Here is a 20695-nt window from a genome sequence, read left to right on the forward strand (position 1 = left end):
TTCGTCGATAGCCATGAAGTGGATGAGCGGCGTGCGGGCGATGGGGGTCGTGCTCGTGCTGATGCCGGCCGTGCCCGCCGGGGTGATGGCGCAGAAGGATTGTTACGAAGGGGTGTTCTGCGTCTTCGCGGAGCGCCACGAGCGCTATGTGGACATCTTCGTCGAGAACCGGCAGCCGGGCGAGGTGACGGTCCGGTTCGCGATGACCCTGGAAAACCTGCGGCCGGAGATCGCCCTGCCGTACACGGCCACCTATCCGGGCGAGGCCACCACACGCGTGATGCGGCTGTGGCTGGAGGACGAGACGGCCGGGTGGAGCTACCGGTTCGACATGGACTGGATCCACGGCAGCCTCGAGGCCCGGCACGACGACGCCTACGTCTATGCACTCCCGTATCCGCCCGGCCATGCCTTCACGGTGGGACAGGGGTACGACGGCGCCTTCAGCCACCGGGGGCATTTTGCGCTGGACTGGATCATGCCCGTCGGCACGCCCGTGCTCGCGGCCCGCGAGGGAGTCGTCGTGGAGGTGCGGGACACCTTCCGGGAAGGCGGCGCCGACGAAGCGCTCCGCGACCGGGCCAACCGCATCAAGATCCGCCACGACGACGGCACCATCGGTGCCTACGTCCACCTGATGCGCGGGGGGGCGCGCGTCCGTGTCGGCCAGCGTGTGCGACGCGGCCAGGTGATCGGCCTCTCCGGCAACACCGGCTACTCGACGGGGCCCCACCTGCACTTCGAGGTGTACAAGATCGAACCGAACTTCCGCCGCCGTACCTTCCCCGTGCGTTTCCGGGTGGACGGTCACCCCGAGGGCGTCTATCTTGCCGAGGGACAGGCGTACCGGCATTAAACGCCGCCGGGGTCTTCGGCCGTGTGACCGTCGCCAGGGGGGCGCCTCACCGGTCGTCGTGCTTCCGTCCCCGGGCCGTCCCACGGGCGACCAGGACCTCCGCCCGGTCGTGCGGGCGAAAAGACAGACAGGTAGGACAAAAGCTTCCGATCTTCAACCCGAACCGGTTCCGTATGCCTGCTGCCGTCCGTGTCGTCGTTCCGCTGCCCGTCGATCAGACGTACACCTATCTGGTGCCGGACGATCTGCAGGAGGAGGCGCGGGTCGGGTGCCGGGTGCTGGTACCGTTCGGGCCGCGCCGGCTCACGGGGATGATCGTCGGGGCGGCGGAGCCCGCGGTGGAGGGGGTCACCCTCCGGCCGATCCTGGACGTGCTCGACGAGACGCCGTCCTTCACCGGGGAGATGCTCCGGCTCACCCGCTGGATCGCCGACTACTACGTCTGCGGGTGGGGTGAGGTGATCAAGGCGGCGTTGCCCTCGGGCATCGAGGTCGAGAGCCGGTGGGTGCTGGTGCGCACGGCGGCGTCCTGCGACGGGTGGACGGGACCCCCGGCGGCCCGGGCCGTGCTGCGTTATCTCGAGGTGCACGGCGGCGAGGCCTCGCTCGATGCACTCCGGCAGGCAGGTCTGGATGCCAGGCTGGCCCTGGCCCGCCGGCTCGAGCGCGACGGCCTGGTGCGGGTCGAGGCCCGGCTGGCCCGGCCGAAGGTGCGGGTTCGCCGGGAAAAACATGTGCGCTTTGCTCCGGCCTTCCGCACACCGGCGGCCCGGGCGGATCTCGGAGCGTTGCTCCGGGGGGCGAAGCAGGTGGCTGTCGTGGAGGCGCTGGAGGCGCTGGTGCGGGCGGGGAAGCGGGAGCCGCGCAGGGCCGAGGTGCTTGCCCGGGCGGGGGCTTCGGCCGCCACCCTCAACGGGCTCGTCAAGAAAGGTATCCTGGAGGTCGTCGAGCGGGAGGTCATCCGCTCGCCCCTCGACGCGCCTGCGCCGGAGGAGGTGCCGCCGCCCGCCTACACACTGCACCCGTCTCAGCAGACGGCCCTCGACCGGATCCACGAGGCCGTCGCGGCCGGGCGTTTCGAGACGTTCCTGCTGCACGGCGTCACCGGCAGCGGCAAGACCGAGGTGTACATCGCCGCCCTGAAGGCGGTGGTGGCCCGTGGCAAGACCGGCATCATCCTCGTGCCCGAGATCGCCCTCACGCCGCAGACCGTCCGGCGCTTTCGCGCCCACTTCGGGGATCGCATCGCCGTCCTGCATTCGCGCATGAGCCCGGGGGAGCGCTACGATGCCTGGCGGCACCTGCGCTCGGGACGGTTCTCCATCGTCATCGGGCCCCGCTCGGCGGTGCTGGCGCCCGTCTCCAACCTGGGGCTCATCGTCGTCGATGAGGAGCACGAGCCCTCCTACAAGCAGTTCGATCCCGCCCCGCGTTACCACGCCCGCGACGTGGCGGTGATGCGGGCGTACATGAACGACGCCGTGTGTGTGCTTGGCTCGGCCACCCCCGCTGTCGAGAGCTACATGAACGCACGCTGGGGCAAGTACACGCTGCTCTCGATGCCGGAGCGGGTGCCGGTGCCCGGCCACGCCGCCGCCCCGCTGCCCGTCGTCCACATCGTGGACCTGGCGCTCGAGCACAAGAAGCACCGGCTCGACGGCGTGCTCTCCGAGCCGCTGCGCCGGGCCATCCGCACCCGCCTCGACCGCAACGAGCAGGTCATCCTCCTGCAGAACCGCCGCGGCTATGCCCCGGTCATCGCGTGCCGGTCGTGCGGGTGGGCGCCGATGTGCCCGGACTGCTCCGTCTCGATGACGTACCACAAGGACAAGCGGCTCCTCCGCTGTCACTATTGCGGCCGCACGCGGCGGCTCCCGCCGCGGTGTCCCAAGTGCGAGGCGGAGGACCTGGCCCGTCTCGGCGCCGGGACGCAACGCGTCGAAGAGGAGCTGGCCGCCTGCTTCCCGGAGGCCCGCATCCTGCGGATGGACCTCGACACCACCGGCCGCAAGAACGCCCACCACGAACTGCTCGAACGTTTCCGCAAAGGCAAGGCAGAGGTCCTCCTCGGCACCCAGATGGTCGCCAAAGGGCTCGACTTCCCCCGGGTCACCCTCGTCGGGGTCGTCGATGCCGACGTCGGCATGCTGCTGCCGGATTTCCGGGCCGAGGAGCGCACGTTTCAGCTGCTGACGCAGGTGGCCGGCCGGGCCGGCCGGGCCGGCCTCCGGGGGGAGGTCATCCTCCAGACCCGCAATCCGGACCGGCCCGTGCTGCGCTACGCCGTCGCACACGACTACGAGGGGTTCGTCGCCGCGATCCTGCCCGAGCGGGAATTGCTCGGCTATCCCCCGTTCGGCCGCATCGTCGGCGTCGAGTTTCGCGGGCCGCAGGAGGCGGAGGTGAGGCAGTATGCCGGGCGGTGGACGGCCGCGCTGCGCGGCCAGGTCGGCGAGGCGCTCGACGTGCTCGGTCCCGAGGCGGCCTTCATCGGGCGCGTCAAACGGCAGTATCGCTTCCACACCATCATCAAGGTGCCGCGCGGCTTCAAGACGGAGACGCTGCAGCGGGTCCTGCGCCACACCGGCATACGGGCCGGCGCGCCGCCCGGGGGCAGCCGCGTCGCCATCGACGTCGATGCCGTCGGGTTGTTCTGACCGCTTCCGGCGCACGCCGGTTCGCACGATTTTTAAAAGGCCGGACGGAACCTCCCCCGGCGCGTTCCGTTGAGCAGCCCGGAAGGGCAAGTCCCGTACGGCCAGCTCCCTCTGAACCCCGTCAGGACCGGAAGGTAGCAGCGGTAGGAGGTCGCAGCGGCGCGATACGGATCGCTTGCCCTTCTTTTTTTGTCTTCAACCGTGGTCCGAAACGATAGGGCGTCGGTCATGATATAGCGAAGGTCATGATGATTGAGGGCATGGCTGCTCTGGGCAAACGGCCCACGTGTAGCCGCGGATCTGGACGCGTTGCGCGTCCCGTTAGCCCGGGCGCTTCGGTGACCCAGGGGGCGCACCCGTGAAGGGTGCGGCTACATCGCGCTGCACCATGACGCCCTCAATAGCATTGACCAACGCTATATGGCTGTCGTTGGGGAGGGGGATGGCGGCCCATCAGCCGGGGCCCCCCACAAACAGCGGGGCGCACCGTCAAGCATATAGCCGCAGGCTTCAGCCTGTGCCGTCCCGGCGGTGCACGCCCGTGAAGTGCCGGCCCCGCGCGAAGTCGAAGACCCCGTACCGCAGGCCGGTGGCCGAGGGGGCGGCTACAGGTTTTTTCCTGACGGCCGGCTCAACGCTTTCGACCGCTGCAATATTTCTCGTGGAGCGTCGTATCTTGGGCCGCGAAACCGTATTCAGAGACCAAGCCGGTATCGTCCATGTTCTTTTACGATACATTCCTGATGGGGGCCCCTGCCGACGGGCAGGCCAACCCGCTGGCGATGTTCCTGCCGCTCATTCTCATCTTTATCGTCTTCTACTTCTTCATCATCCGCCCGCAGAAGAAGAAGGAGGACCAGCGCAAGAAGATGATCGAGGCCGTCAAGAAGGGGGACCGCATCGTGACCATCGGCGGGGTGCACGGCACCGTCACGCAGGTGGACGAGACGAGTGTGCTCGCCCAGGTGGACTCGAACACCAAGCTGCGCATCGAGAAGAACGCCATCGCCACCGTCATCGGTAAGGACAAGGAATGAGCCGTGCCGGGCGTGTGCCGGTACGCAGGGGCCTGCCGCACTTTGTGGTTGCCGGGTGGGTTCAGCCCCCGGAGGGGTCCTGCTGGCCGGTCGCGGAGCCCGGCGGGGTGGGTCGCCGGCGTGCGAGCGTCTGGTGCAGGGTCTGGAGCAACTGTTGTTGCGTGAAGGGTTTGCCCAGGTAGTCGTCGAAGCCGGCGTCCAGGAGGCGTTGCCGGTCGCCGGGGAGGGTGTGGGCGGTGACGGCGATGATCGGCGTGCCGGCGTAGCCCGGCAGCTTCCGGAGCGCCTTCAGCACGTCCACGCCGTCCCAGTGGGTACTCAGGGAGACGTCCAGCAGGACGGCGTCGTAGCGGTGGCGGCCGGCCCGTTCGAGGGCTTCCCGTTCGTTCCGGGCCCCGTCCACGTCGCCGTGGCGTGCCAGCATCCGGGAGATGAGCTGGCGGATGCTGTCGTTGTCTTCGATCAGCAGCACCCGGATGCGGGGCAGGTCGCCGGTGGCGTCGGGGGAAGGCGTCGTTTCCGGCGGGGGAGCGGTCTGCGGTGCGAGCGGGAAGGAGACCGTGAAGACGGTGCCCCGGCCCGGCTCGCTCGTCACGTCGATGCGGCCGTCCAGCAGTTCCACCAGGTGCCGGGTGATGGCCAGCCCCAGGCCGGCGCCTTCGTGCCGGCGGGCCATGCCCGTGCTTTCCTGCTTGAATTCGTCGAACAGGTGCGGCAGGAAGGCCGGGCCGATGCCGGGACCGGTATCGCGGACCTCCAGTTCGGCCGATGCACCGGCGACCCGCACGGTGACGGTCACCGTTCCGTGTTCGGTGAACTTGATCGCGTTTCCCACGAGGTTGTTCACGATCCGGGTCAGGGCGCCCCGATCCGCTTCGATGAAGACCTCCTCGGGCGGCGTGTGCAGGGTGAGCCGGAGCCCTTTTTCCCGGGCCAGCGGCTCCATCAGGGCCGTGTCTTCGGCGACCTGTTCGGCCAGGTCGAGCCGTTCGCGGTTGACTTTGAGGCTGCCTGATTCGAGCATGGACAGGTCGAGGACCGAGTTGAGCGTCTCGAGCAGTCGCTGCCCGCTTTTGCGGATGAAGGCGATGTACTTCGCTTCGACCCGGGGAAACTCGTCGGCCAGCACTTCGGCGAACCCGAGGATACTGGTCAGCGGGGTGCGGATCTCGTGGCTCATGTTGGCCAGGAAGGTCGTTTTGAGCCGGCTCAGCATTTCGGCCTCTTCCTTGGCCCGGCGGAGGGCCAGTTCGGTTTCCCGGCGCTCGGTGATGTCGCGCACGACGGTCTGCACCGCACGGCGTCCTTCGTGGAGGATCGGCGTCGAATACGTCTCAGCGTATCGTTCCGTGCCGTCGAGGCGGCGAACCGGGTGTTCGAGCGGCGGGGGCGTCTCATCCCGGTGCAGGCGAGTCAGGTGATGCCGGGTCCTCTCGTGCAGCGCAGGGGGCAGGAAGTCGAAGATGCGCCGTCCGAGGACGTCGTCCACGGAGGCGGCGCCGAGCAGCCGGACGGCGGCCCGGTTGCAGTACACGATCACCCCGTCTTCGCTGACGAGGATCGGTTCCGGGTTGCTCTCGACCAGGCGCCGCCACCGCTCTTCGCTCACGCGCAGTGCCTCCTGCGATTGCCGGATGCGCCGCAGCATGACGGTGCTCAGGGCGGTTCCGCCGGCGATCAGGGCCAGGCCCGTGAACAGGAGAAACAGCCGTATCTGACCCATCAGCCAGCGGGTGCCCTCGCCGAGCGCGCCGGAAAAAGCGTTCTCCAGCTCCGTGAGCCGGGTGTCGATCCGGACGACCTCGTCCAGGATGGCCCGTACGCGCGCCGTGTCCGGTGCACCGGAGCGAATCTCGGCGCGGAGGGCTCGGGCCCGGGCCTGCAATTGCGCGATCATCCGATCCGCATCCGCCCAGATTGTGACGGCCCGGTCGAAGGGTTCGCTCCGGCGGAAATAGCGGAAGAGCCAGATCAGGTCGTCCACGTCGTCCGGGTGGTTGGCGCCGTCCAGAAATCCTTCCCGGGCGGCCACGAGGTCGGGCGGGGAGGCTTCCAGGGCCAGCCGGGCCCTGCGGTCGGCCAGCGGGATGGTGAGGGCCTGCTCATAGGCCGCGTAGGCCGCCTCGTCGCCGGAGGCCGCGTAGCGGGCCAGATGCAGCACGGCGGATTTCTGCGCCTTCGACCACAGGCTGTTGCCAGCCACATAGGCCCGCGTGGCATCGATCGCCCGCAGGCTCACAAAGGTGACGGCCAGCAACGAGCCGACGATCACCGCCAGCAGGGCGGCCGTGGCGATGATCTGGCGGGGCAGGCCGGGCAGTCTGTGGGACCGTGTTGTGAACATTACGCCGGGGGACAGGAGGTATGCGCGAAGGGGTTGCGGGCTTCAGATTTCTGATTGGATCTTCAACTTCCCAATCTTCCGGGTCGATTATGGCACGTGGGTCGAGGACAGATCTTTTTGCCACGCGGGTATACGGGGCATCGGACGACCTTGCCGCAACCCTCATGTTCCCGGCTTGCAATGCAAACCCGGTTACACCGGCCAGGGTGTTTCGAACCGTCGCGACGCTCGGGATAGACCGGGGGCTCGAGGCGAGTTTTCTGCAGGGTCAGGGATCCTCGCGGGCGTTTGTTTCAATGGGCGCACACCTGCTATGTCAAAAATACGACCTGATAGGAAATAGTTTATCGTACGGGTGTCCAAAATGCTCCCCGGCGCGGGGTTGCCGGCGGCTTTCCGGCTTGAGGGAACGGGCGCATCGAGCCCGGTTTAAAAGGATGGCTCCTGCGTCCCGGCAGCCTGCCCTCGTGCGGCCGCCGTCGCGCGCGCGGCGTCGAGGCTCGCCAGGCCGGCTTCCAGGGGAGCGGTGAGTTCATGGGACGGGTCGGTGATCTTGTGGAGCACGTCTTGCAGCGAAGCCCGTACGCAGCCGGCGTACACGTCCTGCTTCGAACGCCCGAGCCGGAAGGTGCCGGTTACGTGTTCATGCACCAGGTAGGCGATCCCGCCGGAGCGAATCCGGTGCCGGTCGGCGGGGCCGGCGGCTTCGGAAGGACCCCATCCGGCAGGCCGGGAGGCATCGGTCATCGCCTCCACCGGCACCGTGTCGAGGGTGTCGAAGGGCAGTTCGGCCAGCAGGGCCGGCTTCGTCCGGGTGTTTACGAGGGCGCGGACCTCGCCCTGGAGCGGGATCCAGCCCTGCAGCACCACGTCGGCCAGGTCGTAGGCGAGCCGGATACGGGTCGTCTCGAAGAAGCCGGGGCGAGCGAAGGCATGGTAATGGGTGGCGAAGAGCCCGCCTTCGTAGAGCATCCCGGCCAGCACCTGGTCCTCCTGTCCGGGGCGGCGGTCGTGCTTGAGGCCCTGCACGGCCAGGAGGGGAGCCGGATGGAGGAAATGAACCAGGTCGATGAAGTGGACGCCGTGCTCGACCAGGATGCCGCCGGAACGCGCGACGTTCCAGAACCAGTGCGACGGCGGCAACTGCTCGTCCTGGGCGTAGTTCTCGACGGCTACCCGGCGGAGCCGGCCGAAGGCGCCCTGCCGGGTGAGGCGACGGAACGCCTGCACCAGCGGGTTGAACCGCATGACGTAGTCGACGGCGGCGACGACGCCCGTCTCGTCGCGAACCCGGATGAGCGCCCGGGCCTCGGAGGGCGTGAGGGCAAGCGGCTTTTCGATGAGGACGTGTTTGCCCGCGCGCATGCAGGCTTCCGCGATGGGCGCGTGCGTGTCCGGGGGCGTGGCGACGGCCAGCACGTCGATCTCCGGCCGGTCGAGGAGGTGTCGCCAGTCGGTGTAGACCGGCACCGGACCCTCCGGTGAGCCGGGCGCGGCCGCGTCCGCGACGGCCACGATGCGTACGTTGTCGAGTTCCCGCCAGGCATGATGCAGGAACCGGCCAAACCCACCGTATCCGATCAGGCCTGTGTTGAAGATGCGCATGATGCCCGGGTTCTGTTGTACCGTGCGTGTCGGGCCAGGAAACGACACCGGCGGGAAAGACGCAATACGGCAAAAATTGGTACCGCCGGGATCAATGTTTTCCGCACCGTCGTTCACGCCCCGCTTTTCGCTGCGATTCGGGTTTTCGAGAAACTTCTTTCAAACGGACACGCGATCGACGTACCTTGCTACGAACGTTTCTGGTTTGATCTCACCGGTGGTGTCGTCCGGCGGAAGCTAGCCGGTACGTTGCCGGGTTTTTCCGTTCGTACGTATGCGTGATTTTTCCGTCCGGATCGCGGCGGGTGCCTGCCTGTTCGGGTTACTCCTTGCGGGGTGTGATTCGGTGCCGGGGCCGCCGGCCGACACCCGGCCCCCGTTGCTGAGTGGCTTTTCTTTCTCGCCGCAGCGCATCGTGCTCGAAGAGCTTCCGCCCGGACAGATCGAGGGGGATCTGGTGCGGGTTCCGCTGGAGCTTGGCGTGACGGCCCGTGACGAGGACGGCGACCTGGAGACGGTGCGTTTCCTGGTGCGGCCGCCGCTTTCGAGCACGGAGGTGGTGGCGCAGGGAGAGATGACGGCGGCCGGGGATGGGCGGTATGTGGCCGGTCCCGTTCTGGAGTTTTCGCGGGGTGAGGTGGGGGTCTATACGGTGCTCGTCTTTGCCGTCGATGCGGCCGGGCAGTTCAGCAACCAGGCCCGGGGCGAGCTCGTCTTCGAGGCCGCCGGCCGCCCTCCGGTCATCGAGGACGTCGAGATGCCGGAGCGGGTGACGCGGCCCGCACCGGGAGAGAACCCGCTGGCGATCCCGATCGTCGCCGTCGTCTCGGACCCGGACGGGCTGGAGAACATCGCACGGGTGGAGATGCAGGTGGTGCCCGGCGGCGCCGTGTTCCGGCTGTGCGACGACGGAGGCGACGGGGCCTGTAACCCCGGCGCATCGAGCGGCGACGCCGTGGCCGGCGACGGGCGGTTCACCATCACCGTCCAGCTCACCAGCGACAATGCGCCCGGCCAGACCACCTTCCGGTTCCGCGCCGTCGACCGGGCCGGGCTCGAAAGCGAGCCGGTCGAGCGCACCATCACCGTCGAGTAACCGTGTTACGGGAGGCCATGCAGCGACTCTTTCGTGCTTTGATGCGTTGCCTGCGTGCCGCAGGGCATTCGGCGCCGGGCCGGTGGGCCGTTGTGGCGGCGCTGCTCGTGGGAGCGGCCGGTCCGGAGGCCCGGGGGCAGGCCACCGAGGCGGCCCGCGTGGCCGAGATGATCCCCACCATCCTCAGCAACAGCATCTCCAACCTGCACGCCGCGGGGGACACGCTCTGGGTCGGTCCTTTTCTCAACTACACGTTCGACGGCGGCCAGACCTGGCTCGACGCCCCGGCGGACTCGCTCTTCGGCACGCGCAACCGCGTCTTTTCCCTGGATATCGAGGGCTCCGTGATCTGGGTGGGGCTTGGCTTCAACGACAACACGTCGGGCGAGACCGTGCAGTCGGCCGGCGGCTTCCTCGTCTCCACCGACGGCGGGCGCTCCTTCACCTACCGCTTTGCCCAGCTCGACAGCCCGGTCGACACGGCCGTCGTCTACGGCGTCTCGACGCTGCGGGCGCTGGCCGTCGTCGTGCCCCAGCAGAGCCCGCCCTTCGACATCGACTACGACCCGGTGCGCGACGTGGTGTGGGTGGCCGGATGGGCCAGCGGCCTCCGCCGCTCCGACGACGGCGGCCGTACCTGGCAGCGCGTCGTCCTGCCGCCCGACGACCTCGACGCCATCCACCCGGACAGCACGTACGACTTCTTCGTAGCGCCCCAGCGCGGGGCGGAAGGGCACCTCAACCACATGGGTTTCGCCGTGCTCGTCGACGAGACGGGCACCGTCTGGGCCGGCACGCCGCGGGGCGTCAACCGCTCGACCGACGGCGGGGTGAGCTGGCGCCGCTTCGGCGCCGACGGCACGAAGAACACCCTGCCCGGCAGCTGGGTCGTCTCCATCGAAGAACAACCCCTGGCGGGGCGAAACCCCGTCTGGATGGCGACCTGGAACGCGGGCGAGGGCGGGGAGAACCAGGCCTTCGGTGTGGCCGTCACCCGCGACGGCGGCCAGACCTTCGAGCAGAAACTCATCGGCGTGCAGGCCATCGACTTCGCCTTCCGCGGCGACACCGTCTATGTGGCCGGGCGGACGAGCGGCCTTTTCATCTCCGAAGACGGCGGCACCACCTGGCACAGTGTCGTCGACTTCCGCGACCACAGCAACCCCGACCGGCTGATCCGGCCCGGCGCGGACGTGCTCTCGGTGGCCACCACCCCGGAAGCCCTCTGGGTGGGCACCGACGACGGCCTGCTCAAGAGCACCGACGGCGGCAACACCTGGTCCGTCTTCCGCGTCGAGGTGCCGCTCGACCCGCCGACCCCCACGGCCCGCGTGCCCCGTGTCGAGACGTTCGCCTACCCGAACCCGTTCTCCCCTCCGGCCGACCGTTTCGTCCGCATCCGGTACGACGTGGACCGCCCCGCCGACGCCCACCTGCGCATCTTCGACTTCGAGATGAACCTCGTCCGGGAACTCCGAAAAGAAGCGACGACCGCCGGCGCGCAGGAGATCCGCTGGGACGGCACCGATCGCGACGGCCTCCGGGTGGCCAACGGCGTCTATTTCTACGCCGTCGAGGCCGACGGCCGGACGCGCCGGGGCAAGATCCTGGTGATCCACTGAACGGCGCGGGGGCGCCTCCGGGACCTCAACGCAGAACGTGCCAACGCTTAACGCTTATCGCATGCGGTGTTTTTGCATTTTCCTCGTGCTCGTGATGGGGCTTGCTCCGGGCGGAACGGTCTACGGGCAGGCGGCGGGGGCGTTTGCCCGCATCGGTTTCGGCGCGCGCGGCGTCGCCCTGGGCAATGCCCTCGTGGCCGACGGCTTCGGGGAGGCCAGCCCCTACTATAACCCGGCCCTCGCCCCCTTCACGGCACGCCAGAACATCGAGCTTTCCGCCGCCCTGCTGCGCTTCGACCGCGAGCTCCAGCACGTGCAGTTTGCCGCCCCGCTGCGGCCGCGGGCGGGCATCGCCCTCGGGCTGATCCATGCCGGCGTATCGAACATCGACGGGCGCGACGGCAGCGGCTTCCACACCGGAACCCTGTCGGTCGACGAGTTCGCCCTCTTCATGGCGTTCGGCCTGCGGGTGACGGAGCGGATCACCGCCGGCGCCGGCCTGCAATTCTTTCGTACCGACCTGTTCGACGGGCTCCAGCCGGTCAACAGCATCGGCCTCGACCTCGGCCTGACGGTGCAGGTGAGCGAGGCGCTCCACCTGGGCTTCGTGGTGGACGACCTGCTGGCCCGCTATTCGTTCAACACGTCGAGCGCGCTGGGCAGCCAGGGCGGCACGACCTCGGACCGCTTCCCCCTGCGCCTCCGCCTGGGCGGGGCCTACCGCCTCCTCGACGGGCGCATGACGCTCCTGGCCGAATATGAGAGCCGCATCACCTCGATGGAGCGACGCACGCCGCGCGTGGAGCTCTCCGACGGCATCCCCCGGGCGGTGACGGAGCGCGAGCGGCTGGACATCCACGAGAACCGGCTCCGTTTCGGCGGGGAGTACCGGCCGGCGCCGGCCTTCGCCGTGCGCGGCGGGGTGGAACGCCTGGGAACCGGTGCGCTGGAGGGGGCCCGCCCGACGGCCGGCTTCATGGTCGAACAGCCGGTGGGTGAGCTCGTGGCCCGTGCCGAATACACGGTGGGGCTCGAACCCTTCGCCGAGGGCACCCTGCACCTGCTGACGCTGCGCGTCTTTTTCTGATGAAGCACCTCTTCTCCCTGGCAACGCTGGCGCTGGCGCTCGCCCTGCCGCTCCGGGCGCAGGAAGGGGGACTTTTCTTCCTGCGCATCGGGGCGAACGCGGCGTCCCAGGCCCTGGGCGATGCCGGGGTGGCCCATAGCCGCGATGCCTTCTCGACGTACTGGAATCCGGCCGGGCTGGCGGTCGCGCCGAAAAACATGGCGGCCCTGACCCTCCACCGCTGGGCCGGCGACGTGCAGACGTACGGGCTGGCGGCCCGCCTTCAGGCCGGCGCAGCGGGCGGGCTGGGCCTGTTCGTGACGGCCACCGGCAGCGGCGACCGGGCCGCCTTTCAGGACGCCGGGGCGTCCGACGGCCTCTTCGACGCCCAGTTCATCAGTGCCGGGGCTTCCTACGGGCGGGCCTTCGGGCCGGTGCGCGCCGGGGCCACGGTCAAGTTCCTCTCCGAGCGGCTCACGACCCGGCAGGCCGACGGCATCGCGTTCGACTTCGGCGTGCAGGCCGATCTGCCGGGCCGTACCCTCCGCGTCGGCGCGGCCTATCAGAACCTGGGCAAGATGAGCCGGCCGGATGCCGGGCGCAGCGAGTTGCCGCGCCTGCTGCGCGCCGGGGTGGCCTTCTTCCCCTTTCGCGTGCTCGCCCGCCTCGACGATGCCCCCATCCTCAACACCTTTCTCGTCTTCGAACTCTCCCACAACTTCGCCGGCAAACGCACCCAGTATCACCTGGGCATGGCCGCCGAGGTGATGGAACTCGTCACCGTCCGTGCCGGCTATATCACGAACGACGCACTGCGGGATTTCTCCTTCGGCGGCGGGCTGGAATACGGGGCCTTCGTCGTCGATTACACCCTGCTTCCTTTCGAAGAGGGTTTCGGCACCGCCGGGCACATCCTGACGCTCTCCTACGGCTGGTAGAAGCGCCGGGGGTGGCATGAAGGCGGTCTGCGTCGTACCTTCCCAGCCGGTTCCGCCGTCGCCGGGCAGGCGGCCTGCCCCGTCGTATGGCGCGCATCGCCCGCAGGGGACGCCGTGCGAGACGGGACGACCGGGGCCCCGGCCGGTGGGACGCCCTCCGCAACCCTGCACGCCCTGCGGCATGGTTGCAGGGGGGCCAGCGAAGAGAACCGGAAACCTGAGCCCTGATTCCCATGAAAACCCTGTTGTTTGCGTTCGTCGCCGTCGTCCTGGTTGGATGCGGGGACGGAGAAGCGCCCGAGACCGCCGGTGAGCATACCGCGCACGGCGCTGCCGACACCACCGGTGAGCATGCCGCGCACGCCACCGCCGACACCGCGTGGATCGCCCTCTTCGACGGTACGAGTACGGATCACTGGCGCGGTTACCGCAAAGATTATCTCCCGGATGCCTGGCAAATCGAGGACGGTACGCTTGCCTTCGTTCCCGGCAGCGGCGAAGGCGGGGACATCATCACGAAGGAGCAGTTCGAGGATTTCGAGCTGGAGCTGGAATGGAAGGTCGCGGAGGGCGGCAACAGCGGCATCATGTACCTCGTGGTCGAGTCGGAGGAGTACGACTATCCCTGGCAGACCGGTCCCGAGATGCAGATCCTCGACAACGCGGCACACGCAGATGCGCAGATCGAGAAGCACCGGGCAGGTGATCTCTACGATCTGATCGCCGGCAGCGAAGACGCCTCGAAGCCCGCCGGTGCGTGGAACCACGTGCGGATCGTCCTGCACGACGGCCACCTGGAGCACTGGCTCAACGGCAAGAAGGTGGTGGAGACCCGGCTCTGGACGCCCGCGTGGGACAGCCTCGTAGCCGCAAGCAAGTTCAGGGACATGGAAGGCTTCGGCCAGGCCCGCCGGGGCCACATCGCCCTGCAGGATCACGGGGACCGCGTCTGGTTCCGCAACATCCGCATCCGGCGGCTCTGACGCTGCCTGACGGGGGGCACCGCATCGGTCGGCGGGAAAAGGTCCGGAGGCTTGCCATGAGACGGCTCGTACCGCTGGTTCTGGTGTGCTTGTTGACGGTGCCGTCCCTGGCACAGCAGTTCGGCGGGACGCTGGCCCTCGGGGACGGCGAGGTCTTCGCCGGGGAGACGCGCAACGAAGCGTGGCCGGGACGGGTGTATGTTTTCCGTCCCGATGCCGGTGGCGCATGGGAGGAGGCCGCGGTGCTGCAACCCTCCGACGCCGGCGACGCGGCCGACGGCTTCGGGCGGGCGCTGGCGCTCGATGCGTCTGGTGGCGGTCGCGGCGCGCGGCTGCTCGTGGGTGCCAACCTGCGCGACGGGCAGACCGGGGCGGCGTATGTGTTCGAGCGCAGCCGCGATGGGCACTGGGTGGAAACGGCTCGGCTGGGGGCCGGGGCTCCCGGTGGCCGCTTCGGCACGTCGGTGGCGCTCGCCGGCGACGTGGCGCTCGTGGCGGCGACCGAGGAGGACAGCACCGGCGTGGTGCACGTCTTCGAACGCGATGCCGCGGGACGCTGGACCCGCACCGCCCGCCTCGCCCCGGCCGGTCTGGAAGCCGATGCTCGCTTCGGCACCGGCCTGGCCTTCGACGGCACGGTGGCGCTGGCCGGTGCGCCCGGGCACGACGGGGGAGCCGGTGCCGTCTATGCCTTCCGCCGGGCGGAAGACGGCACGTGGACCGAGACCGGTCGGCTCGAGGCCGGAACCCTCGAGGCGGGCAGTAGCTTCGGCGTGCGCATCGTGCTCGCCGGCGCCCGGGCCTTTGTGGCCGCGCCCGGCTTCGGAGGTGGCCTGGGCACCGTCTTCGCCTTCACGTGGGACGCCGGGGCCGGTACGTGGCGGTTGTCCGGGCGGGTCGTACCCTTCGATGCCGATCCCGGTCGTTTCGGCACCGCGCTGGCCTATGACGGGCAGGCGCTCTGGGTCGGTGCGCCCCGGGCCGGCGGCTTCCGGGGCGCCGTCTACCGCTTCATACACGGGGCGGACGGCACGGGCTGGGCCGGGGTGGAGAAGGTGCAGGAAGGCGGGCTGCTCCGCGGGGCGGCCTACGGTGCCGCCCTCGCCGCACAGGGCGGCCGCGCGCTGATCGGCGTCACCGGTGCGGACTACGGGGCCGGCGCCGTGCAGGTCCTCGAACGGGTGGACGGCACGTGGACCGCCCGGGCGCGTCTCGTTCACCGCCTCCGCAACTTCGAGGCCGTCACCGGCGGCAGGGTGACGTGCGAGGAAGGCCGGGCCGCCGCCTTCGACTGCCAACACGTCGATCTGCTCTCGTTCCTGCCCGTTCAGGACATCGGCGGCGGGCGCGGCGTCCGCACCAACGACCTCTGGGGCTGGACCGACCCCGAGACGGGCCGCGAGTATGCCCTCGTCGGCCTCACCGATGCCACTTCGTTCATCGACGTCACCGATCCCTACCGGCCCGTCCTGCTCGGCACACTGCCCCTGCACGAAGGCGCCAACGGCAGCGTGTGGCGGGACATCAAGGTCTACCGGAACCACGCCTTCATCGTGGCCGACGGCGCCGGGCCGCACGGCATGCAGGTCTTCGACCTGACCCGCCTCCGCCGCGTCGAGAACCCGCCCGTCACCTTCACCGAGGACGCCCACTACGACCGCATCAACAGCGCGCACAACATCGTCATCAACGAGGAGACGGGCTTCGGTTTCATTGTGGGAGCGAGTATGGGCGGCGAGACGTGCGGCGGCGGCCTGCACATGATCGACCTCCGCGAGCCGAAGAACCCGCAGTTCGCCGGCTGCTTCAGCCACACGGGCACGGGCCGGCAGGGCACCGGGTACACGCACGACGCGCAGTGCGTCGTCTACCGGGGGCCGGATGCCGAGCATCGCGGCAAGGAGATCTGCTTCGGGGCGAACGAGACGGCCCTCTCCATCGCCGACGTGACGGACAAGGCCAACCCGAAGGCCATCGCCCGCGCCACGTATCCCCGGGTGGCCTATACGCACCAGGGCTGGCTGACCGAGGACCAGCACTACTTCTACGTCAACGACGAGGGCGACGAGGCGCAGGGGCTCGTCGCGGGCACGCGCACGCTCATCTGGGACGTCTCCGATCTGGACGACCCGCAACTCGTGGGCGAATACATCGCGACCAACCGTGCCATCGACCACAACCTGTACATCCGGGGCAACCTGATGTACCAGTCGAACTACGTCGCCGGCCTGCGCATCCTGGACATCACCAACCCCGAGCGGCCCGTCGAGGTCGGCTACTTCGACACGGTGCCCTACGGCGAGGATGCACCCACCACCGGCGGCGGTTCCTGGAGCAACTACCCCTTCTTCAAAAGCGGCATCATCGTGGTCACGAGCGGGCGCGAAGGCGTCTTCATCCTGAAGCGAAGCGACGTGGACCTTTGAGCGCGTGGCAAGGAGGTGGTTCCGGGCGGCCGTGCTCTGCGGCGTTGAACGTTTGACGGCGCGCGTCGTATAGAACGTTCGCAATGGTACCACCACGATCCGCAAGACGGTGTTATCGGATACGACGCAACGGGATATTCGTACCTCTTCATCCACTTCATCCGGCGGGCACTACCTGGTCCTTGTCAGCGTGCACGGGCTGATCCGCGGGCGGGATCCCGAGCTGGGGCGCGACGCCGACACCGGCGGGCAGGTCAAATACGTGCTCGAACTGGCCCGGGCGCTGGCGGCCGACCCGGCCATCGGACGGGTGGATCTGCTCACCCGGCGCATCGAAGACCCGAAGGTGAGCCCGGATTACGCGGTGCCGGAAGAACAGATCGCCCCCGGCGCCTACATCGTCCGGATTCCCTGCGGCCCCCGGCGCTATTTTCGGAAAGAAGTGCTCTGGCGCTATCTGGACAGCTTCGTGGACGAAGCGCTGCTGCACATTCGCCGGGTGGGACGGCTTCCACTCGTCGTGCACGGGCATTACGCCGACGGTGGCTACGTCGGGTCCCGGCTGGCCGGGCTGCTGGGGGTGCCCTTTGTCTTCACCGGGCATTCCCTGGGGCGGGTGAAACGGGCGTACCTGCGCGAGCGCGGTGTGAGTGAGAAACGGCTCGAGTCGTATTATCACATCAGCACACGCATCGAGGCCGAGGAGGAGGCGCTCGATGCGGCGGCCCGGGTCATTGCCAGCACCCGGCACGAGATCGAAGAACAGTACGCCCGTTACGACCATTTCCATCCCGATCGGAAGCTGGTCATACCGCCCGGCACCGATCTGGAGCGGTTCAAGCCCCCGGCGCCGGGCATGGAACCGCCCCCCATCCGGGCCGAACTGGCGCGCTTTCTCCGCGAACCGGATCGCCCCCTCGTGCTGGCCATCGCCCGCCCGGACGAGCGGAAGAACCTGGCCACGCTGGTCGAAGCCTTCGGCCGGCATCCTCGTCTCCGCGATCGGGCCAACCTGGTCCTCATCGCCGGCAACCGCGACGACATCCGCGAGATGGATCGCCGCCCGCGCCGTGTGCTGAACGAGCTGCTGCTGCTCATCGACGCGCACGACCTCTATGGCCACGTGGCCTTTCCCAAACACCACACCCCCGAAGACATCCCGGACCTCTACCGGCTGGCGGCCCACAGCCGCGGCGTGTTCGTCCTGCCGACCATCCACGAACTCTTCGGGCTGACCCTGATCGAGGCCGCGGCCTCGGGGCTGCCGCTCGTGGCCGCCCACAACGGCGGGCCGCCGGAGATCGTCGACTACTGTGAGAACGGCCTGCTGGTGGACCCGCAGGATGCCGACGCCATGGGCCGTGCCATCGAGGAAGTGCTCGACGACCCCGAACGGTGGGAGACCTGGTCGCGGCGCGGCATCCGGCGCGCACGCGAGCGCTATTCCTGGAAGGCGCACGTCCGCACCTATCTGGAAGCCGTCCGGGCGATGATGCAGGAAGACGAATACCGGCCCTCTCCCGTCTTCTTCAAGAGCCGCCTTCCCCGGATCGACCGGATGCTCGTCAGTGACATCGACAACACCATGACCGGCGATGACGAGGGACTCCGGCTCCTCGTCGAGCGGCTGGCGGCGGCCCAGGGGACGGTCGGCTTCGGGGTAGCCACCGGCCGGACCGTCGAAGGGGCCGTCTCGGTCCTGCGCCGGTATGAGGTCCCACTGCCCGACGTGATGATCACCTCGGTCGGGACGGAGATCTACTACGGCCCGTACCGGGTCTCGGACGCCGTCGACTGGCCGCACGACCGCAACTGGGCCAAGCACATCAGCTATCGCTGGGAACGGGAGGCCCTGCAGGAGGCGCTGGCGGGCGTGCCGGGGCTCACCCTGCAACCCGGTGAGGCGCAGCGCCCCTTCAAGCTGAGCTACTTCGTCGACGAAGAAGCGGCGCCCTCCATCGAAGCGTTGCGGAGCCTGCTGCGCCAGCAGGGTCTCTCGGCCAACCTGATCTACTCACACGGCCAGTTTCTCGACGTCATCCCGATCCGCGCCTCGAAAGGCCGGGCCATTCGCTACGTCGCGATGCGCTGGGGCGTGCCGATCGAGCGGTTCCTCGTGGCCGGCGACTCGGGCAACGACGAGGAGATGCTCCGCGGCAACACACTGGCCGTGGTGGTGGGTAACCACAGCCCGGAGCTGGAACACCTCCGCGACGATCCCCGGATCTACTTCGCGACGGCGCACCACGCCCGCGGCATTCTCGAAGGGATCGACCACTACGACTTCTTCGGCGAGATCCGCTACCCGGTTCACCAGGCTGCCGGGGCGTGAGGGGTCAGCGCCCGAGCCAGGCGCCCAGCAGCTCGATCAGGGCGCCGGGCGCGACGCCGGAGACCCCGGTGCGGATGCGCAGCGTGCACCAGAAGTCCAGCGCGAGCATCTGGAAGGCGTGGATGGGCACGGCGATCCAGAACGAGCGGCACCGCCAGACGAGCGCGCCGAGGACCACCCCGCCCAGGATGGAGAGCAACGCCTCCGGGAGAGGCTTGTTGTAGTGGAGGATGGCAAAAGGCATCGCCTGCACGAAGATGGCGTAGTAGCCCAGCGTGTGGGCGGTGCCGAAGAGGACGAAACCGCGCCAGAGGTATTCCCAGCCGATCCAGTAGAAAAGGAAAAGGGCCTCGTAGACGAAGAAGACACGCCAGTCCAGGGCGGCGGGCTGGTAGTGCGGGTACTTCGCCTGGAAGGCCGCGCCGTCCGAGAGCACCCACGTGCCGAGCAGGACGAGGGGCAGGTAGAGCAGGGCGAGCGTGAGCGCCAGGCGGACGTCGCCCGCGCCGAGGCCGATCTCGTGCGGGCGGCGCCGGAAGAGCACCCGCAGGCAGAGCACGGGAAGGACGAACCCGAAGACGCCCTGCGCGGCGAACCACCAGCCCCAGGCCAGCAACTCACGCCAGGCTTCGGGGAAGAGCGGCGCCAGTTCCGACCGGAACAGCCGGCGGCTGCCGAACTGCATCTGCAGGATGACGAACAGGGCCGCCGCCGCCAGCACGAACGCCGTCTGCCGGTCGACGGTCCTGGCCGCGTTCACCAGCCGCTGCCACTCGCTCCGGAGCCTCGCTTTCATGCCGTGCGTACGGGTTTGCTCTGGCGGGACGACCCCATGATACGGCGGGCGGGGAAAAGATCCGACCGCATGTCCGGGGCGGGTGTCAGCGGTCCAGCGAGGCCAGGAAGGCCCGCACGCCTTCGGTGTAGCGTGGGGCCGAGACGGCGAAGCCGTCGTTGTGCCGCCCGGCAATCTCGAGAAACGTCTTGGGGCCGGCGGCCGCGTCGAAGAGGGCACGTCCGTGGGCGTACGGTACGATCTCGTCTTCCGGGCTGTGGATGACGAGCACCGGCACCCGGATGCGGCGTATCCGGTCCAGGTTGTCGAACCGGTGGCGGGCCAGCCAGCGTACCGGCAGGAAGGGGTAGTGCCGGGCCGCCACGTCCGGCACCGACGTGAAGGTGGATTCCAGGATGAGCGCCCCCGGCCCGGCGCGTTCGGCGAGCCAGGTGGCCGGCCCGCCGCCGAGCGATCGGCCCAGCAGCAGCACCTCTTCCGGCGCCAGGCCGCGTGTGGCCGTCAGGTAGTGCCATGCGGCGGCGGCGTCCCGGTAGAGCCCTTCCTCGGAGGGCGTCCCCGTGCTTCGCCCGTACCCCCGGTAGTCGAACACGAAGACGTTCAGGCCCAGGCCGTGCCAGACCGAGATGAGCGGCAGCCGGCCCGAGATGTTGCCGGCGTTGCCGTGGAAGAGAAGCAGGGTGGCCCGCGGGTGCTCGGCCGGGATCCACCAGCCGTGGAGTCGTTCGCCGTCCTCGGTTTCGAGCGTCACGTCTTCGTAGGCAAGCCCGTGCGCCGCCGGCGTCGGCCCGAGGTCCGGAGAGGGCAGGAAAAGGAGGCGGTGCTGGAACGTGAAGACGACGAGCACCAGGAGCGCGTAGCCGCCGAGCAGGGTCAGGAGCATGAGGAAGCGGGGTCGCACGAGAGAGCATCACCGCGCATCCGGCCGGGCGCGGGG

At 69.0% G+C, this 20695-nt stretch carries 14 protein-coding genes and 1 other RNA gene; 11 read left to right on the forward strand and 4 right to left on the reverse strand.

Annotated features, from left to right (window positions below):
- Positions 1-13 precede the first annotated feature (13 nt).
- From GQ464_RS18940 to yajC, 4 genes are all read left to right on the forward strand, one after another.
- Positions 14-856 (forward strand): M23 family metallopeptidase, encoded by an 843-nt coding sequence (locus GQ464_RS18940; RefSeq protein WP_166974106.1) that lies wholly within the window; start codon positions 14-16, stop codon positions 854-856.
- Positions 857-1029: 173 nt separating this feature from the next.
- Positions 1030-3513, forward strand: coding sequence for a replication restart helicase PriA (priA, locus tag GQ464_RS14400; RefSeq protein WP_166974103.1), 2484 nt, complete (start codon positions 1030-1032; stop codon positions 3511-3513).
- An 84-nt stretch (positions 3514-3597) separates the two neighbouring features.
- Positions 3598-3697, forward strand: an RNA gene (gene ffs / locus GQ464_RS14405) — signal recognition particle sRNA small type.
- Between the two features lie 535 nt (positions 3698-4232).
- Complete coding sequence (yajC, locus tag GQ464_RS14410) at positions 4233-4550, forward strand: preprotein translocase subunit YajC (protein ID WP_166974100.1); 318 nt, start codon at positions 4233-4235, stop codon at positions 4548-4550.
- Between the two features lie 61 nt (positions 4551-4611).
- Here yajC and GQ464_RS14415 read toward each other — a convergent pair whose 3' ends face one another.
- Together GQ464_RS14415 and GQ464_RS14420 are read right to left on the reverse strand one after the other, a co-directional pair.
- Complete coding sequence (locus tag GQ464_RS14415) at positions 4612-6894, reverse strand: PAS domain-containing hybrid sensor histidine kinase/response regulator (protein WP_166974097.1); 2283 nt, start codon at positions 6892-6894, stop codon at positions 4612-4614.
- 429 nt (positions 6895-7323) lie between these two features.
- Positions 7324-8499 (reverse strand): Gfo/Idh/MocA family protein, encoded by a 1176-nt coding sequence (locus tag GQ464_RS14420; RefSeq protein ID WP_166974094.1) that lies wholly within the window; start codon positions 8497-8499, stop codon positions 7324-7326.
- A gap of 274 nt (positions 8500-8773) precedes the next feature.
- Here GQ464_RS14420 and GQ464_RS14425 point away from each other — a divergent pair, with 274 nt between their 5' ends.
- The 7 genes from GQ464_RS14425 to GQ464_RS14455 all read left to right on the forward strand — a co-directional run bounded on the left by GQ464_RS14425 (position 8774) and on the right by GQ464_RS14455 (position 18962).
- A complete protein-coding gene (locus tag GQ464_RS14425) occupies positions 8774-9595 on the forward strand; it encodes a hypothetical protein (protein WP_166974091.1) in 822 nt (273 codons plus the stop codon).
- 41 nt (positions 9596-9636) lie between these two features.
- Positions 9637-11217, forward strand: coding sequence for a WD40/YVTN/BNR-like repeat-containing protein (locus GQ464_RS14430; protein WP_228350319.1), 1581 nt, complete (start codon positions 9637-9639; stop codon positions 11215-11217).
- 61 nt (positions 11218-11278) lie between these two features.
- Positions 11279-12304, forward strand: a complete 1026-nt coding sequence (locus GQ464_RS14435; RefSeq protein ID WP_228350320.1) for a PorV/PorQ family protein — start codon at positions 11279-11281, stop codon at positions 12302-12304.
- Positions 12304-13221 carry a PorV/PorQ family protein gene (locus GQ464_RS14440; protein WP_166974085.1) on the forward strand — a complete coding sequence of 306 codons (918 nt, stop codon included), beginning with the start codon at positions 12304-12306 and terminating at the stop codon, positions 13219-13221. The genes GQ464_RS14435 and GQ464_RS14440 overlap by 1 nt, the downstream gene beginning before the upstream one ends.
- A gap of 233 nt (positions 13222-13454) precedes the next feature.
- Positions 13455-14204: a 3-keto-disaccharide hydrolase gene (locus GQ464_RS14445; RefSeq protein ID WP_166974082.1), complete on the forward strand. Its 750-nt coding sequence runs from the start codon at positions 13455-13457 to the stop codon at positions 14202-14204.
- A gap of 56 nt (positions 14205-14260) precedes the next feature.
- Entirely contained in the window at positions 14261-16630 is a 2370-nt protein-coding gene (locus GQ464_RS14450) for a choice-of-anchor B family protein (RefSeq protein ID WP_228350321.1), read from the forward strand.
- Between the two features lie 136 nt (positions 16631-16766).
- Positions 16767-18962 carry an HAD-IIB family hydrolase gene (locus GQ464_RS14455; protein WP_166976983.1) on the forward strand — a complete coding sequence of 732 codons (2196 nt, stop codon included), beginning with the start codon at positions 16767-16769 and terminating at the stop codon, positions 18960-18962.
- Positions 18963-18966: 4 nt separating this feature from the next.
- Here the strand turns inward: GQ464_RS14455 and GQ464_RS14460 are convergent, their stop codons facing one another.
- Positions 18967-19758 carry a CPBP family intramembrane glutamic endopeptidase gene (locus GQ464_RS14460; protein ID WP_166976974.1) on the reverse strand — a complete coding sequence of 264 codons (792 nt, stop codon included), beginning with the start codon at positions 19756-19758 and terminating at the stop codon, positions 18967-18969.
- An 85-nt stretch (positions 19759-19843) separates the two neighbouring features.
- On the reverse strand, positions 19844-20641 hold the full coding sequence (locus GQ464_RS14465; RefSeq protein ID WP_166976972.1) for an alpha/beta hydrolase: 798 nt from the start codon (positions 20639-20641) through the stop codon (positions 19844-19846).
- Positions 20642-20695 lie beyond the last annotated feature (54 nt).

It is taken from the genome of Rhodocaloribacter litoris (assembly GCF_011682235.2).
GTDB lineage: Bacteria > Bacteroidota > Rhodothermia > Rhodothermales > ISCAR-4553 > Rhodocaloribacter > Rhodocaloribacter litoris.

Bases quoted from the DNA above. Each gene is read 5' to 3' on its own strand.
- GQ464_RS14430 (WP_228350319.1), top strand. From the start codon at position 9,637: ATGCGTTGCCTGCGTGCCGCAGGGCATTCGGCGCCGGGCCGGTGGGCC.
- GQ464_RS14445 (WP_166974082.1), top strand. From the start codon at position 13,455: ATGAAAACCCTGTTGTTTGCGTTCGTCGCCGTCGTCCTGGTTGGATGC.
- priA (WP_166974103.1), top strand. From the start codon at position 1,030: ATGCCTGCTGCCGTCCGTGTCGTCGTTCCGCTGCCCGTCGATCAGACG.
- GQ464_RS18940 (WP_166974106.1), top strand. From the start codon at position 14: ATGAAGTGGATGAGCGGCGTGCGGGCGATGGGGGTCGTGCTCGTGCTG.
- GQ464_RS14465 (WP_166976972.1), bottom strand. From the start codon at position 20,641: ATGCTCCTGACCCTGCTCGGCGGCTACGCGCTCCTGGTGCTCGTCGTC.
- GQ464_RS14460 (WP_166976974.1), bottom strand. From the start codon at position 19,758: ATGAAAGCGAGGCTCCGGAGCGAGTGGCAGCGGCTGGTGAACGCGGCC.
- GQ464_RS14420 (WP_166974094.1), bottom strand. From the start codon at position 8,499: ATGCGCATCTTCAACACAGGCCTGATCGGATACGGTGGGTTTGGCCGG.
- GQ464_RS14425 (WP_166974091.1), top strand. From the start codon at position 8,774: ATGCGTGATTTTTCCGTCCGGATCGCGGCGGGTGCCTGCCTGTTCGGG.
- yajC (WP_166974100.1), top strand. From the start codon at position 4,233: ATGTTCTTTTACGATACATTCCTGATGGGGGCCCCTGCCGACGGGCAG.
- GQ464_RS14450 (WP_228350321.1), top strand. From the start codon at position 14,261: ATGAGACGGCTCGTACCGCTGGTTCTGGTGTGCTTGTTGACGGTGCCG.
- GQ464_RS14440 (WP_166974085.1), top strand. From the start codon at position 12,304: ATGAAGCACCTCTTCTCCCTGGCAACGCTGGCGCTGGCGCTCGCCCTG.
- GQ464_RS14435 (WP_228350320.1), top strand. From the start codon at position 11,279: ATGCGGTGTTTTTGCATTTTCCTCGTGCTCGTGATGGGGCTTGCTCCG.
- GQ464_RS14415 (WP_166974097.1), bottom strand. From the start codon at position 6,894: ATGTTCACAACACGGTCCCACAGACTGCCCGGCCTGCCCCGCCAGATC.